Here is a 16,168-nt window from a genome sequence, read left to right as displayed (position 1 = left end):
TGCCATGAAAATACTCTTTCTTGGCGATGTGATGGGCCGCGCTGGGCGCCGCGCGATCACCGAAAACCTGCCGCGCTTGCGCACAGACTGGAAACTCGATTTCGTCGTGGTCAACGGCGAGAACGCGACCAGTGGTATGGGCCTGTCGGGCATGCACGCAAAGACCCTGCTTGAGGCGGGTGCTGATTGCCTGACATTGGGCGATCATGCGTTCGATCAAAAGGATATGTTGGCTTTTATCGAACAAGAACCACGTATCATCCGGCCGCTGAATTTCTCAAAATCTGCACCTGGCAAAGGTGCGCGTGTCTTTACAACGCGAACAGGACGCAAGGTGCTAGTCACCCAGGCGCTTGGCCAAGTGTTTATGAAACGCCCCTTTGATGATCCATTTTCAGCCCTTGATGAGGTTTTGAAAACCCATCCGTTGGGCGGCATGGCTTCTGCGATAATCGTTGATTTCCACTGCGAAGCCACATCCGAGAAGATGGCGATGGGCCATTGGTGCGATGGCCGGGCCAGCCTTGTTGTCGGCACCCACACCCATGTCCCCACCAGCGACGCGATGATCCTGCCGGGCGGTACGGGTTACATGACCGATGGCGGCATGTGCGGTGATTACAATTCGGTGATTGGCATGGACAAAGCGGAGCCCCTGCGCCGTTTCATCACTGGCATGCCGCGCGAACGTTTCACCCCCGCAAATGGTGAAGCCACGCTGTCAGGTGTCTACATTGAAACGGACGACCGTACTGGCAAAGCCACGCGCATCGTCTCCATTCGCCAAGGCGGGGCCCTTCAGCAAAGCGCTCCGTGACCCGGCGCGAGACATTATTCTACGCCTGCGTCCTGATCCTGATGGGTGCTGGCTGGGGCATTACGATCCCGTTGACCAAGATTGCTGTCAGCACGGGCTACGGACATTTCGGGTTGGTGTTTTGGCAGCTCGCGATCGGTTGCGTGATCATGGGTACGGTCTGTACGCTGCGGGGCATTCGCTTGCCGCTGAACCCACGTGCGCTGCGGCTATACCTGATCCTTGCGTTGATCGGGACGATTTTACCCAACACCGCCGGCTATCAGGCCGCCGTGCATCTGCCGTCGGGTATCTTGTCGCTGCTGCTCAGCATGGTGCCGATGTTTGCGTTTCCCGTCGCGCTTTTGCTAGGCAACGACCGGTTTGAAGCCCGCCGTTTGGTGGGCCTTGGCTGCGGGTTGTTTGGGGTGCTGCTGATCGTGGCACCGGGTGCCGAAGTGAGTCTCAACTTGCCGCTCTTCTGGGTCGCTATCGCGCTGATCCCGGGCATGTTCTACGCGTTCGAGGGAAATTACGTTGCCAAATGGGGCACTGAAGGGCTCGATGCTTTTCAGGTCATGTGGGGTGCTACGCTGATCGGGGTCCTCTTGATGGGGCCGGTATCCGTCCTGTCGGGTCAATTTGTTACGCCGGTTTGGCCGCCCAATATACCGCAAGCTGCGTTGGCCGCATCTTCGGTGGTGCATGTCTTTGTCTATGCCACATATGTTTGGCTGGTTGGTCGGGCAGGGGCCGTGTTTGCCGTTCAGGTCAGCTATCTTGTGATGGGTTTTGGCTTATTGTGGGCCAAGCTTATACTGTCAGAAGCATATTCCCCTCTGATTTGGGCTGCGTTGGCTGCGATGTTCCTTGGTATGTATCTGGTTCAGCCCCGGCCAAAGGTTGCCCTTGCCGACGCACCTGCGATGGGCAACACTAAGGGCTAAATTTCTGGCGCGAGGCGCAAGCTATCACTATGGAAATATTCGACTTTTCCCAAACGACCGAGGCCGTTGTCGCACTGACCGTCGTGGTGATCATGTTTATCATGTTCCTACGCGAGTCCCTACCGACCGAAGTAGTGGCTCTAACGGGCGCTGCATTGCTGCTTGTTGCAGGCGTGTTGCCTTACGAAGATGCGCAGGCCGTGTTGCAAAATTCAGCTCCTTGGACGATTGCCGCAATGTTCATTGTTATGGGGGCGCTGGTGCGCACGGGCGCGCTGGATGTACTAACCCGGCTGGCAGAACGCTATGCGCGCACCAATCCCAAAACCACCGTGGTGGGCGTGATCCTTTCGGTCATGGGGGCCTCCGCGATTATGAACAATACGCCCGTGGTTGTTGTGATGATCCCCGTCGTTGTGCAGCTCAGCAAAACCTTGGGTACGAAAGCGTCCAAGCTGCTGATCCCCCTCAGCTATGCCGCGATCATGGGTGGCTCACTGACGTTGATCGGCACCTCGACGAACCTTCTGGTTGATGGTGTGGCCCGCGAAAACGGGATGGAACCGTTTGGTATCTTCGAAATCCTGCCCATTGGTCTGATTGTTTGTGCTTGGGGCCTCATTTACATGAGCACAATCGGCCGAAAGCTGCTGCCAAGCCGCGATTCCATGGCCAACATGCTGTCAGATCGCTCAAAGATGAAATTCTTTACCGAAGCTGTGATCCCGCCCGAAAGCAACCTGATCGGGCGCGATGTAACCGATGTGCGGCTCTTTAAACGCGAGGGTGTTAGGCTCATTGACGTTGTGCGCGGCGATACTTCGCTGCGGCGAAACCTCAAAGGGGTTCAGCTTCAGCTCGGTGACCGCGTGGTTTTGCGCACTCAGATGACTGAACTGCTAAGCCTTCAGGCCAACAAAGAACTCAAGCGCGTTGACCAAGTTTCCGCGATTGAGACAACCACCGTTGAAGTCCTTATCTCGCCGGGTTGCAAAATGGTGGGCCGGTCACTTGGCAATCTGCGTTTGCGCCGTCGCTACGGGGTCTATCCGCTGGCGGTGCACCGCAGGAACCAAAACATCGGACGGCAGTTGGACGATCTGATCGTAAAGGTCGGTGATACCTTGCTGCTTGAAGGGGCCGCCGAAGACATCTCGCGCCTAGCCACTGACATGGACCTTGTCGACGTCAGCCAACCTTCTGCGCGTGCCTATCGCAGGAGCCACGCGCCGATCGCCATTGCGGCGCTTTTCGGCATTGTGGTACTCGCGGCGTTTAACGTGGCTCCGATCCTGCTTTTGGCTGTCATCGCTGTGGCGGTGGTTCTTGCCACCGGCTGCATCGACGCCGAAGAGGCGTTTTCATTTGTCGATGGGCGCCTTCTTGCGCTGATCTTTTCGATGCTTGCTGTCGGGGCTGCCTTGCAAAACTCCGGTGCAATCACGCTGATCGTTGACAGCATCGCGCCAAGTTTGGCATCCTTGCCTCCCTTTTACGTGATCTTCTGTGTCTTTCTACTCACGACGATCCTAACCGAAATCGTGTCTAACAACGCTGTCGCCGTCATCATGACGCCCATCGCCATCAGCCTTGGCGCTGCCCTTGGGATGGATCCGCGCCCGCTGGTTGTTGCAGTGATGATCGCGGCATCCTGTGCATTCGCCACGCCTATTGGCTATCAGACAAACACATTGGTCTACGGCCCGGGGGGCTATAAATTCACCGACTTTATGCGCATTGGTATTCCGCTAAACCTCAGCATGTCGTTGATCGTCAGCGCGATGATCCCGTTTTTCTGGTAGCGCTTATCACAGCGGCCAAAACACCAAGATCGCAGGGATAGACACCGCAATCACGATGATCTCTAGCGGCAATCCCATCCGCCAATAATCCCCAAATCCATAACCCCCTGGGCCAAGGATCAGCGTGTTGTTCTTGTGCCCAATTGGCGTCAGGAATGCCGCCGACGCCGCAATCGCAACCGCCATCAGAAAAGGATCCGGCGATACACCCAAGGTCTGCGCCATCTGGATGCCTACAGGTGCTGCGACAATCGTGGTCGCCGTATTATTCAGCACATCTGACAAGGTCATCGTGACCACCATCAATACGGTAAGCACGGCCCATGCAGGCATGCCTTGGGTCAGGTTAATTAACCATCCTGCAATTAATTCGGTGCCGCCAGATGTTTGGAGCGCCGCACCCAGCGGGATCATCGAGCCCAGCAGCACCACAACGGGCCATTCGATATGGGTATAAAGCTCTGACAGCGGGACGATCTTGGCCAAGACATAGGCCACAACCACGATCCCAAGAGCGACTGGCAGGTAAATTAGCCCAAATGATGCGGCTGCAACTGCCGCTGCAAAGAGCCCAATCGCCAGCCACACTTTTTTGTCGTTCGTCACGGCCAGCCCGCGATCGGCAAGTGGCAACACACCCAGCCAATCCGTCACTTGGGCTGCCGTATCGCGCGGCACCAACAACAAAAGGATATCGCCGGGCTTCAGGATTGTCTTGCGAAGCTGCGAGGTGATCTTGCGGCCTTGCCTTGATATACCCAAGAGTACGGTGCGCTGGCGCCATGCAAGCCCGACTGATTGCGCCGTTCGACCCGCAAGCCGGGCATGTTCAGTGACCACAACCTCGATCAGTTCGACCCCTTCGCCATCCGCATGCAGACGCTCTTCGCGCTCGGCATCGGCCAGCGCCAGCTCCAGCGTGGTGCGGAATTCGTCGAGTGCGTCAGGGGTGGCCTCAAGCACAAGCGTATCACCCGCCCTGATCGGCGTGTTATGCGCCGTGCCATACCGCCGTTTACCGTCACGCATCAGACCCAAGATCGCCACGTCAGATTTCTCGGCGACCTCATAAAGCTCGGCCACGCGTTTGCCGATCTGCTTGTTGTCTTCGGGCACCACCAACTCGGCCATGTAGGGTGCCAAATCATCGGCCTGCACGGCCGCATCTGCGCGCTGAGGGATCAACCGCCAACCAATCAAGGCCACAAAAGCAAGCCCCGCAATGGCGGCAATCCCGCCCACGGGGGCAAAATCGAACATCTTGAACGGCTCACCCAGCGCCTCTTCGCGTATAGAAGCGATGATAATGTTGGGCGGCGTCCCAATCAGCGTGACCATCCCGCCAAGGATCGTCGCAAAGCTTAGTGGCATCAACGATAGGCCTGGTGCGCGCCCGGCCTTGCGCGCCGTCTGGATGTCGACCGGCATCAAAAGCGCCAGTGCCGCCACGTTATTCATAAAGCCCGACAGGACGCCGCCGACCACACCCATCAACGTGATATGCGCCCCAAGACTGCGCGAGGCATCAACCAACGTGCGTGTGATCAAGAGCACCGCGCCTGAGCGGACAAGCCCGGCAGAAACAACCAACACCAATGCCACAACCAGTGTCGCGGGATGACCAAAACCGTCAAAGGCGTGTTTGGTGTCGACCACGCCCAACACCACCCCAGCCATCAGCGCCGAAAAGGCCACAAGATCATAACGAAAGCGGCCCCATAGCAAGAGGCCAAAGACGCTTCCAAAAAGCGAAAACAGGATAATTTGGTCGGTTGTCATCGGGGTCGCCTTTGAAATCGTTACGGGGTCTTTGACGGTGTGAGCGTAGGGGCGGAACTGAGGGTTTTCCACCCCTCGACGTCATGCCCGGCTGATTTCGGTTGCAACCGGCGCGCTAGGTTAGGGTTTTGATTGCTTGCAAGCCTCTGCGCTGGCCTTGTCGGGCGCGGTGGGCTGGCATATAGAAACGCAAAGCAACTTTTCAGACATGAGGTTTCCATGGCAGGCCACTCAAAATGGGCAAATATCCAACACCGCAAAGGGCGTCAGGACAAATTGCGCGCCAAGGTATTTTCCAAGATGTCCAAGGAAATTACGGTAGCCGCCAAAATGGGCGATCCTGATCCTGACAAAAACCCCCGTTTGCGCATGGCCGTGAAGGAAGCAAAATCTGTTTCTGTGCCAAAGGAAGTGATTGATCGGGCGATCAAGAAATCCCAAGCAGGCGAGGGCGATGATTACGAAGAAATCCGCTATGAGGGCTACGGTCCCAATGGCGTGGCTGTGATCGTCGAAGCAATGACCGACAACCGCAATCGCACGGCCTCAACGGTGCGGTCGACCTTTACCAAGAACGGCGGCAACCTCGGCGAAACCGGCAGTGTTGGTTTTATGTTCGACCGCAAAGGCGAGGTGACATATTCCGTTGATACGGGCGATGCCGATACGGTGATGATGGCCGCGATTGAAGCTGGCGCTGAAGATGTTGAAAGCACCGAAGAGGGGCATGTGATCTGGTGTGCGGACACGGATCTGAACGATGTCGCGACCGGGCTTGAGGGCGAATTGGGCGAATCCGATTCTACCAAACTGGTCTGGAAGCCCAATATCACAACTGAAATGGATCTAGAGAGCATGCAAAAGCTGATGAGGCTGATGGATGCGCTCGAAGACGACGACGACGTACAGCGGGTCACCACCAATTTCGAGGCCTCAGATGAGGTCATGGAACAGCTGTCCGAAGAATGATGTTGTCGCGCGGCGTCTCAAGCGCCGCGTGTCGACCAATCTGACCTGGTTTTAAATTAGACAGCACAAATATAATGCGCGGCGTTGTCCGAAATTGCGTGTTGTTCGGAAATTTTCGCTATTGGCTGAGCCGGTTTGAAAATTGTGGGCTAGAAAAGAAAAAAGCGCATTTCTGCGCATCAATTCCGTATCTCCGATCCTTTTTACTTGCGAGCGCCTATCTGAAAATGCAGGTGGTGGCGCCTTCGCTGTTCAGCTGGCCGGGCGCAAGAAGCTCAGCCAGCTGGTGGTGGTAGACGTGCAGCACTTACGTTTAGGGCGTGCATTGTCGATCTGCGTGAGCAGGCGTTTTACGTCGTTGAGTTTGCCCAGAACGTCTTCAGTTCCTGCGTTGACCTGAACCTGCAAAATTTTGCTTTGGGTCTCCAGTGCGGACTCAATCAAGTCCAGTTCCTTGCAGCTCACGTCTAGTTTTGTGTTTGTGTCAAACATGTCTTTATCCTTAATACCTGATATCCAGATAGGGTTAGTATAGTCTATACGCTAGTCCGCCCCGATCAGATCACTGTGATGTGTCTGCAATTCCTCACGAAACTGCGAGGTTGGGTTACAAGCCGGTTTTTTTGGGCTCTTTGTTGCCCGCTGCATATCAATACGGACAGCGCGCCAAGTTCCGTCGCCGCTCATTACAAAGAGTAACGGGGCGCATGCATGAAAAATTCAGGCAATGTGGAGTTGGTGCGCGCAGCTGACTGGGATAATGCGCGGAAGGGGGGTATCACCGGCAAAGCCGCCCGCCGCAAGTGCAAAACTTGCGAAATTTGAACTGATTTATCGAGGCCCTGCGTGATCACATCTTTTCTGCCCGGCTTTGCGCTTAGTCTGACGTTGATCCTTGCGATCGGTGCACAAAATGCATTCGTTTTGCGGCAGGGGTTAAAGCGGCAACATGTGTTGGCCGTCTGCCTGATCTGCGCGGTGTCGGATGCGTTGTTGATCATCGCTGGGGTGGCAGGGTTCGGTGCACTGGCCCAAGCGTTGCCGTGGTTTGAAATCGCGATGCGCTACGGCGGGGCCGCTTTCTTGATCTGGTACGGCTGGCGCAATGCAAAGAGCGCGTGGCGCGGAGGCGCGGCCTTGGACATTGAAGGCAGCACCGAGCAAAGCTTGCCACGGATCGCGGCGACCTTGCTAGCGCTGACGTGGCTAAACCCGCATGTCTACCTCGATACAGTCGTGTTGATCGGATCGATCTCGGCGCAATATCCTGACCGGTTTGCATTTGGCGTCGGCGCTGTGATGGCGAGCTTTGTCTTCTTCTTCGCGCTTGGATACGGTGCGCGCCTGTTGGGTCCACTTTTTACCCGCCCCCGAAGCTGGCAAATCTTAGACGGGCTCATCGCACTCACGATGTGGGGCATCGCGGCCAAACTGATCTTTGGTTAAGCGCTTGTAGACATGCGCTGATTGCGCTTTTGTCCGGCTATGGCCACACAGCTTCCTCATCGCCCCATGACCGGTATCTTTTTGATGCTTGTAACGGGCGTTTGTTTCATCTTGGTGACCGCATTGGTCAAATCAATGGGGTCGCGCATGCCCGCTGCTGAGGCGGCATTTCTGCGCTACGCAATGGGATTGGTGTTTGTGCTGCCCGTGATCTCAACCCTCAGGGCGGCGCATTTGACACGCCGACAGTGGCAGCTTTTTACAATCCGGGGGCTGTGCCATGCGTGCGGTGTGATCCTCTGGTTCTACGCGATGACCCGCATACCAATCGCAGAGGTGACGGCGATGAATTACCTTGCGCCGATCTACGTGACTATCGGCGCTGCGATATTTCTGGGAGAGAGGCTGGCAGCGCGCCGAATTTTCGCTGTGGTAATGGGGTTGGTAGGGGCCGCGATCATTCTGCGCCCCGGTTTTCGTGAGGTCGGCAGCGGCCACCTAGCCATGCTGATCGCAGCAGTGGTCTTCGCCGCAAGCTATTTGATTGCCAAGCTCCTTGCGGATGAAACGAAACCAGCCGTTGTCGTCGCAATGTTGTCGGTCTTTGTGACCATCAGTTTGGCACCATTTGCGGCCTATGACTGGATCGTACCCAATGCCAAAGAGCTGACATTTCTAGCTGCCGTCGCCTGCTTTGCCACGGCCGGGCATTTCACCATGACGCTGGCCTTTGCTGCCGCTCCAGTGACAGTGACGCAACCGGTGACGTTCTTGCAGTTGATCTGGGCCGCAGCGCTGGGGGCGTTCATGTTTGCGGAACCGGTAGATATCTGGGTCGTGGTCGGCGGGTTTGTCATCCTCGCCTCTGTCACCTTTATCACGTGGCGAGAGGCGGTTCTGAAGGGCCGCCACATCACACCCCACACGAATGAGACAAAGGTTTAGCGCTTTTATTGATTGACGGATCAATAAAAGCGCTCCACCCTGATCGGGCTTCCATTAAAGGACCCGAATCTTATGCCCAAAGTTGGAATGGAGCCGCTGCGCCGTGCCTCATTGGTAGAGGCGACGATCTCCGAGATTGGGCGGGCCCGGTCGCTTGACGTGACCGTCGGCCAAATTGCCAAGGCCGCCGGTATGTCCACCGCACTTGCGCACCACTATTTTGGCGGCAAGGATCAGATCTTCTTTGCGGCAATGCGCCATATCCTTGTTGAATACGGGGTTGAGGTCCGCACGGCGCTGGCCGGTACCCAAACACCTCGGGAACGGGCCGAAGCAATTGTGCGCGCGAATTTCGCCCAAACCTGTTTCACCCCAGAGACGATTTGCGCATGGATGTCGCTTTATGCTGCTGCCAGCAAGGGTGGGCGGATGCAGCGTTTGCTACGGCTTTATCAGGGGCGTCTGCGGTCCAACCTGCGCCACGCCCTGCGCCCGATCAGTGCGCAGCCCGAGGCTGATGCAGAAACACTGGCTGCCCTCATCGACGGACTTTATCTGCGGGCCGCTTTGTCAGAGGCCGCAACTGCCGACGATGCGCGCAATGCCGCGATGTCGATCCTTGATCTGTTGCTGGATATGCCCAAATGAACAAGCCCAACATCCTGATCCTGATGGTTGACCAGTTGAACGGGACATTGTTCCCTGATGGTCCTGCCGACTGGCTGCATGCGCCCAACCTCAAAAAGCTTGCTGCGCGCTCGACCCGTTTTGCGAATTGCTATACAGCCAGTCCGCTTTGTGCGCCGGGACGCGCGGCGTTCATGTCGGGGCAACTTCCATCGGCGACAGGGGTCTATGACAACGCGGCTGAATTCGCATCATCAATTCCCACATACGCACATCACCTGCGGCGTGCGGGCTATCAAACATGTTTGTCAGGCAAGATGCATTTTGTCGGCCCAGACCAACTTCACGGGTTCGAAGAACGCCTGACCACCGATATCTATCCTGCTGATTTCGGGTGGACACCAGATTACCGCAAGCCGGGTGAACGTATCGATTGGTGGTACCACAATATGGGCTCCGTCACCGGCGCGGGTGTGTCCGAGATTTCAAACCAGATGGAATATGACGACGCCGTGGCGTATGAGGCGACGCGCAAGCTTTATGATTTATCACGCGGTCAAGATGCGCGGCCTTGGTGCCTCACGGTCAGCTTTACGCACCCGCATGACCCTTATGTAGCGCGCAAGAAGTATTGGGATTTGTACAACGATTGCGAGCACTTGCAGCCCGACGTTAAGGCGATGACTTATGAGGAGCACGACCCTCACTCACAGCGTATTTTTGACGCCAACGATTGGCGTAGCTTTGACATAACGGATCAAGACATCCAGCGCTCACGCCAAGCTTATTTCGCCAATATCAGCTACCTCGATGATAAGGTCGGCGAGATCCTGCAGACGCTTGAAGACACCCGGCAAGAGGCGATCATAATGTTCGTCTCGGATCACGGGGACATGCTGGGCGAACGGGGCCTTTGGTTCAAGATGAGCTTTTTCGAAGGCTCGGCCCGCGTGCCAATGATGATCGCCGCTCCGCAGATGGAGCCTGGTCTGCACACGACGCCCGTCAGTAACATCGACGTCTGCCCGACACTTTGCGAGCTTGCCGGCGTCTCCATGGACGAGGTGATGGATTGGACCACCGGTCAGTCGCTTGTGCCCATGGGGCAGGGTGTGGAACGCACCGAACCCGTGGCGATGGAATACGCGGCCGAGGGAACCCAAACACCGATGGTGTCGCTGCGCTACGGCAAATGGAAGTTTAACCGCTGTGCAATTGATCCCGATCAACTCTTTGATCTGGAAGCCGATCCGCATGAGTTGAACAATCTTGCAGAGCATCCTGAGCATCAGGGCACCCGCAGTACGTTGCGCGCCAAGTCAGAAGCGCGTTGGGATCTGGCGGCCTATGACGCGGATGTGCGCAAATCCCAAGCCCGCCGTTGGGTTGTCTATGAAGCGCTGCGTCAGGGCGGTTATTATCCATGGGATTACCAACCCCTGCGCGATGCATCAGAGGCCTATATGCGCAATCATATGGACCTCAACGTGCTTGAGGAAAACAAACGGTTCCCACGCGGGGAATAATCAACAAAAACAAAAAAACCAACGGTGCAGTGCCGCAAGAAGCAAAAAATATGCACCGATCAAAAAAAAGCGACCAACAAAAACGAGGGACAACATGCTTACGTCTGTAATCTCATTCGGAGTTATCCTGGCATTTGTGCTGGTGATAATCTGCGTCATCAAATGGTGGGACCTACCACTGACAGGCGTCACCCCGATGCCGCTTTTTACCTTTATCGCCATCCTTTTTACGTCCGGTCTAGATGTGGGCCTGATCATGTTCCCGTTGGCTTTTGACTTTCCGCTTTATGCCGATACCGCCACGGAGCCAGCTTATGCCTTTACCAACCCCTTGGCCTTGGAGTTTGGCTTTTGGGGTTTTCTGATTTGGGCATTCTACTTCCTGACGACGTTCTATTTCTGCGCAATCGAGCCGCGGGTGAAATTCTTTGAAATCCCTGCCGTTAAGCTCCTGAACAACTTTGTAATCATCACGACCTGCGCCTTTACCGGCGCGCTGTTCTTGATCTACATGCCGTATTACATCGCCGAAGTGGGCGACGGAGAGACGATTTTGCCGGTCTTCTACCTGATCTGCTTCTTGGTGATCCTTGTGGCGGCGTTTTCTTCAACGGATCTTAAGTTCGTCCGCCTGTTGTCCGTCAGCTCAACAGTGCTTTTCTTTGGCCTGATTGCTTATATGTGGCTGAACGCAGGTATGGGTGTGGGTGAATTTGTGACCACGGCCAGCAATGTCGGTGGCTATTTCAGCAACATCCACACGTTCATCATACCTCTGACGGAATATCACGAATTCTATCTGTTCTGGTGGTTTGCATGGTCGATCATGATCGGTCAATTTGTCAGCCGGTTTGTGGGCGGCCTTAAGACATGGCAGTTGCTGGCGGCTTTGCTGGTGTTCCCGTCAATCCCCTTGGCGTTGTGGTTTTCGGTGCTGTATTACTACTACCTCAACGGGATCGGCACGGCCGGTTTGCCAAATTGGGCCATGACAATTGTGGGGATCGTGTTTGTGATCAACTCGTTTGACTCGCTCATCCGGCTTTATACCGACAACCTCAACCTCACGACTGTGCGCTTTGGCACCACGTCATATGTGCTGGCCAACACCATCGGCCTGTTTGTCCTGACGTTGCTGTTTCAGTCCCAATGGCTGCAGATCCAGTGGGTCGGGTCCGTCGTGATTGGCATTTACCTGATGGCGCTGGCCTACATGTTTTTTGTCAAACGCTCGAAGCTGTCTGGCCTAACAGGCGAGCCGAATTTCGCTGCTGAATAATATCGAATGGCCCCGTCTGCGATGTCAGGCGGGGCTCTCCAACCAAAAGAGAGACTTATGCAGACCCAACCCAAAGCAAGCCATTTTATCGACGGCCGTTACGTTGAGGACACCGCAGGTGCCCCGATCGAGGTGATCTATCCCGCCACTGGTGAAGTGATCGCCACCGTGCACGCCGCCACGCCCGCCATCACCGAGCAAGCGATTGTTGCGGCAACCCGTGCCCAAGGCGCATGGGCTGCATTGACCGGAACCGAGCGTGGTCGCATCTTGCGCCGTGCCTCTGACATTCTGCGCGAGCGGAACCATGATCTGAGTGTGCTTGAGACCTATGACACCGGCAAACCCTATCAGGAAACCTCTGTCGCAGATGCGACAAGTGGGGCCGATGCGTTGGAATTTTTTGGCGGAATGGCCGCGACCTTGACGGGTGAGCACATCCAGTTGGGTGAAGATTGGGTCTATACCCGCCGCGAGCCTCTCGGCTTGTGCGTCGGTATCGGCGCGTGGAATTACCCGACCCAGATTGCTTGCTGGAAAGGCGCTCCGGCGCTGGCATGCGGCAATGCGATGATCTTTAAGCCGTCCGAGACCACGCCCCTTTGCGCGCTAAAAGTTGCTGAGATTTTGCATGAAGCCGGGCTGCCTGCTGGGATTTACAACGTGGTGCAGGGGAGGGGCGACGTGGGTGCGTCTCTTGTCACCGACCCTCGCGTAGACAAGGTGTCACTTACCGGATCCGTCCCAACGGGCCGCAAGGTTTATGCAGCGGCGGCGGCCGGTATCAAACATGTCACGATGGAGTTGGGTGGCAAATCGCCAATGATCGTCTTTGATGACGCGGATATCGAAAGCGCAATCTCGGGTGCGATCATGGGCAATTTCTATAGCTCTGGCCAGGTCTGCTCCAATGGCACACGCGTGTTTGTGCACCGCGCAATTAAAGAGGCTTTCCTGACCCGCCTCGCAGAGCGTTTAGAAGGAGCCGTGATTGGTGATCCAATGGACCCGGCCACGTCCTTTGGTCCGATGGTGTCGGAAAACCAGATGAACATCGCGCTAAGCTATATTGAAAAAGGCAAAGCGGAGGGTGCGCGTCTGGTTTACGGCGGTGCAAAGCTGGACCGTGAGGGTTTCTTCATGCAGCCCACCGTTTTTGCAGATGTGACCGACGACATGGTGATCGCACGCGAAGAGATCTTTGGGCCTGTTATGGCTGTTCTGGATTTCGACGATGAAGACGACGTGCTGGCGCGTGCCAATGATACCGAGTTTGGTTTGGCCGCAGGCGTCTTTACCCGTGATTTGGCGCGTGCGCACCGGATCGCTGCAGGGTTTGAGGCGGGGACTTGCTACATCAATACCTATAATGATGCGCCTGTTGAGGCCCCTTTTGGGGGATCGAAGAACTCAGGCGTGGGGCGCGAAAACTCCAAGGCCGCGATTGAGCATTATACTCAGCTGAAATCGGTCTATGTACGTATGGGCACGTTGGAGGCACCTTTCTAAACAAGACATAATTCAAAGGTGCGCTGCCGCGCATTTCATTCTTGGGATGTGCGGCAAACGTGCTCGCAAAAGGGCGGGTGTCGTGGGGAATTTGGTGGAATTGATCATGCCAAAAACGGGCCTCTTTGACCTGCAGACAGATCACGAAGGATAACACGATGGACGCAGATTTTATTATTGTAGGGGCAGGCAGTGCAGGCTGTGCAATGGCCTACCGCCTAGGTGCATCAGGCGCGTCGGTGTTGGTGATTGAGCACGGCGGCACCGATGCAGGGCCGTTTATTCAGATGCCCGCCGCCCTGAGTTATCCGATGAACATGAAGCGCTACGATTGGGGTTTTCAGTCCGAGCCCGAACCCCATCTGGGTGGGCGCAAGTTGGTGTGTCCACGGGGCAAAGTGATTGGCGGGTCTTCTTCGATCAATGGGATGGTTTATGTGCGTGGGCATGCCATGGATTATGATCACTGGGCCGAGGCTGGTGCGGATGGCTGGGGCTATGCCGATGTGTTGCCCTATTTTAAGCGGATGGAGACTTGGCACGATGGGGATCATGGTGGCGATCCCGATTGGCGCGGCACGGACGGACCGCTGCACGTCAGCCGCGGCCCGCGCGACAACCCGTTGTTCGATGCATTTGTCCAAGCGGGCAAGCAAGCTGGGTACGAAGTAACCGACGACTACAACGGCGAGAAGCAAGAGGGCTTTGGCCCCATGGAGCAGACCGTCTGGAATGGGCGGCGATGGTCGGCGGCAAACGCCTACCTGCGGCCCGCTCAGAAGCAAGGCAATGTGCATGTTATCCGTGCTCTGGCGCGGCGAGTTGTGATGGACGGTAAACGAGCCGTCGGTGTTGAGGTTAAGCGGGGTGGTAAAGTCGAAGTGCTGCGCGCGGGCCGCGAAATTGTACTTGCAGCGTCATCGATCAACTCGCCAAAACTGCTGATGTTGTCGGGGATCGGCCCTGCGGCGCATCTAGCTGAACATGGGATCGATGTGGTCGCTGACCGTCCGGGCGTAGGTGGAAATCTGCAAGACCACCTCGAAGTTTATCTGCAGATGGCAGCGTCCCAACCAATCACGCTTTATAAGCACTGGAATCTGGTATCAAAGGCCGTGATCGGCGCGCAGTGGCTTTTGACGAAACGCGGGATGGGCGCTTCGAACCAGTTTGAAAGTGCGGCCTTCATACGCTCCAAACCGGGCGTGCAATACCCCGATATTCAGTACCATTTCTTGCCGATTGCTGTGCGCTACGATGGGAAAGCCGCTGCTGAAGGGCACGGGTTTCAAGCCCATACAGGACCAATGCGCTCAAAGTCTCGCGGACGTGTCAGCCTTGCCTCTGCAGATCCCGCTGACGAACCAAAGATTGCGTTCAACTACATGTCTCATCCAGACGACTGGGAGGAGTTCCGTACATGTATCCGTCTAACCCGCGAGATTTTTGCGCAGGAAGCCTTTGCGCCGTTTGTAAAACACGAGATCCAGCCGGGGGCGGATGTGCAAAGCGACGCCGAGATCGATGCCTTTATCGGGGAGCATGCGGAGAGCGCTTATCACCCCTGCGGCACCTGCCGAATGGGCCGGGCGGATGACCGGGACGCAGTGGTAGACAGCCATGGACGCGTGATTGGGGTTGAAGGGCTTCGTGTTGCTGACAGCTCGATTTTCCCGCGCATTACCAATGGGAACCTGAATGGACCTTCGATCATGGTGGGCGAGAAAATGGCTGACCATCTGTTGGGTTTGGACCCGTTACCAGCGTCCAATGACCAGCCTTGGATCCATCCGAATTGGCAAGTAACACAACGTTAACTCAGCCTAACAAATAGCATTGCGCCGTTTCAGTTTCGGCTCCATAACCGGCGCATGTTAAGAATTTGTTCACTGTTTGCCCTCTGTTTTCTCTTTGCAGTGCCGTTGCAGGCTGCGGTGCGGGACACCGTTTCGGGGTCCGTCCGAGTTATTGACGGCGATACCTTTGATGTTGGAGGCACGCGCGTCCGGCTTCATGCGGTCGATGCGCCCGAAATGGACCAAACTTGTAAAGCAGTGCAGGGTGCGACGTGGGATTGCGGCGTTTGGATCACCAAGGTGGTGCGTGACCGGTTTGCAGGTCAAATCGCCACGTGCACGTCGCGCGATACGGATCGATATGGCCGGACGGTAGCAACCTGTGTGGTAGGCGGACAGGATGTTGGCGCGTGGTTGGTCGATCAGGGGATGGCCTTTGCCTATGTCAAATATGGCAGTGACTATGTCGCCCAAGAACGTGTTGCAGCACGGGCAAACCGGGGCCTACATGCCACCCAAATTCAAGCCCCTGAAGACCACCGCCGCGCCAAACGCAAAGCTGCTGCTGCACCAAGCGGGGAGTGCCAGATCAAGGGAAACATATCGGCGAGGGGGACACGCATCTACCACATATCGGGTCAGCAATTTTACCAACAAACCCGCATCTCCATAAGAAAAGGCGAACGGTGGTTTTGCTCTCAAGCCGCGGCACAGGCGGCCGGTTGGCGCGCAGCGCGGCGCTAAAGA

At 56.2% G+C, this 16,168-nt stretch carries 14 protein-coding genes; 12 read left to right on the top strand and 2 right to left on the bottom strand.

Annotated features, from left to right (window positions below):
* Positions 1 to 4 precede the first annotated feature (4 nt).
* Genes C1J03_RS16670 through C1J03_RS16660 form a run of 3 tightly spaced genes read left to right on the top strand, consistent with a single transcriptional unit; the run spans position 5 to position 3,545 of the window.
* A complete protein-coding gene (locus C1J03_RS16670; RefSeq protein ID WP_114887614.1) occupies positions 5 to 817 on the top strand; it encodes a TIGR00282 family metallophosphoesterase in 813 nt (270 codons plus the stop codon).
* Positions 814 to 1,743: a DMT family transporter gene (locus C1J03_RS16665; RefSeq protein ID WP_114887613.1), complete on the top strand. Its 930-nt coding sequence runs from the start codon at positions 814 to 816 to the stop codon at positions 1,741 to 1,743. The genes C1J03_RS16670 and C1J03_RS16665 overlap by 4 nt, the downstream gene beginning before the upstream one ends.
* Positions 1,744 to 1,772: 29 nt before the next feature.
* Positions 1,773 to 3,545 (top strand): SLC13 family permease, encoded by a 1,773-nt coding sequence (locus C1J03_RS16660; RefSeq protein WP_114887612.1) that lies wholly within the window; start codon positions 1,773 to 1,775, stop codon positions 3,543 to 3,545.
* A gap of 6 nt (positions 3,546 to 3,551) precedes the next feature.
* Here C1J03_RS16660 and C1J03_RS16655 read toward each other — a convergent pair whose 3' ends face one another.
* A complete protein-coding gene (locus tag C1J03_RS16655; RefSeq protein WP_114887611.1) occupies positions 3,552 to 5,324 on the bottom strand; it encodes an SLC13 family permease in 1,773 nt (590 codons plus the stop codon).
* 219 nt (positions 5,325 to 5,543) lie between these two features.
* Between C1J03_RS16655 and C1J03_RS16650 the strand changes: the two genes are divergently transcribed.
* Positions 5,544 to 6,293, top strand: coding sequence for a YebC/PmpR family DNA-binding transcriptional regulator (locus tag C1J03_RS16650; RefSeq protein WP_114887610.1), 750 nt, complete (start codon positions 5,544 to 5,546; stop codon positions 6,291 to 6,293).
* Between the two features lie 252 nt (positions 6,294 to 6,545).
* Here C1J03_RS16650 and C1J03_RS16645 read toward each other — a convergent pair whose 3' ends face one another.
* Entirely contained in the window at positions 6,546 to 6,785 is a 240-nt protein-coding gene (locus C1J03_RS16645) for a hypothetical protein (RefSeq protein WP_114887609.1), read from the bottom strand.
* 357 nt (positions 6,786 to 7,142) lie between these two features.
* Between C1J03_RS16645 and C1J03_RS16640 the strand changes: the two genes are divergently transcribed.
* The 8 genes from C1J03_RS16640 (at position 7,143) to C1J03_RS16605 (ending at position 16,165) form a co-directional block, all read left to right on the top strand.
* Complete coding sequence (locus C1J03_RS16640) at positions 7,143 to 7,739, top strand: LysE/ArgO family amino acid transporter (protein ID WP_114889054.1); 597 nt, start codon at positions 7,143 to 7,145, stop codon at positions 7,737 to 7,739.
* Between the two features lie 39 nt (positions 7,740 to 7,778).
* On the top strand, positions 7,779 to 8,684 hold the full coding sequence (locus C1J03_RS16635; protein ID WP_114887608.1) for a DMT family transporter: 906 nt from the start codon (positions 7,779 to 7,781) through the stop codon (positions 8,682 to 8,684).
* 72 nt (positions 8,685 to 8,756) lie between these two features.
* Positions 8,757 to 9,332: a choline-binding transcriptional repressor BetI gene (betI, locus tag C1J03_RS16630; RefSeq protein ID WP_114887607.1), complete on the top strand. Its 576-nt coding sequence runs from the start codon at positions 8,757 to 8,759 to the stop codon at positions 9,330 to 9,332.
* Positions 9,329 to 10,837 carry a choline-sulfatase gene (betC, locus tag C1J03_RS16625; protein ID WP_114887606.1) on the top strand — a complete coding sequence of 503 codons (1,509 nt, stop codon included), beginning with the start codon at positions 9,329 to 9,331 and terminating at the stop codon, positions 10,835 to 10,837. Before betI ends, betC begins: the two co-directional genes overlap by 4 nt.
* Positions 10,838 to 10,931: 94 nt before the next feature.
* Complete coding sequence (locus tag C1J03_RS16620) at positions 10,932 to 12,116, top strand: BCCT family transporter (RefSeq protein WP_114887605.1); 1,185 nt, start codon at positions 10,932 to 10,934, stop codon at positions 12,114 to 12,116.
* 57 nt (positions 12,117 to 12,173) lie between these two features.
* On the top strand, positions 12,174 to 13,625 hold the full coding sequence (betB, locus tag C1J03_RS16615) for a betaine-aldehyde dehydrogenase (protein WP_114887604.1): 1,452 nt from the start codon (positions 12,174 to 12,176) through the stop codon (positions 13,623 to 13,625).
* 158 nt (positions 13,626 to 13,783) lie between these two features.
* Complete coding sequence (gene betA / locus C1J03_RS16610; protein ID WP_114887603.1) at positions 13,784 to 15,442, top strand: choline dehydrogenase; 1,659 nt, start codon at positions 13,784 to 13,786, stop codon at positions 15,440 to 15,442.
* A gap of 117 nt (positions 15,443 to 15,559) precedes the next feature.
* Entirely contained in the window at positions 15,560 to 16,165 is a 606-nt protein-coding gene (locus C1J03_RS16605) for a thermonuclease family protein (protein WP_368073904.1), read from the top strand.
* Positions 16,166 to 16,168: the final 3 nt, after the last annotated feature.

This window comes from Sulfitobacter sp. SK012 (assembly GCF_003352085.1).
Taxonomy (GTDB): domain Bacteria; phylum Pseudomonadota; class Alphaproteobacteria; order Rhodobacterales; family Rhodobacteraceae; genus Sulfitobacter.
The sequence above is the reverse complement of the archived record's forward strand: the minus strand, read 5'-3'. Positions and strand labels throughout refer to the sequence as shown.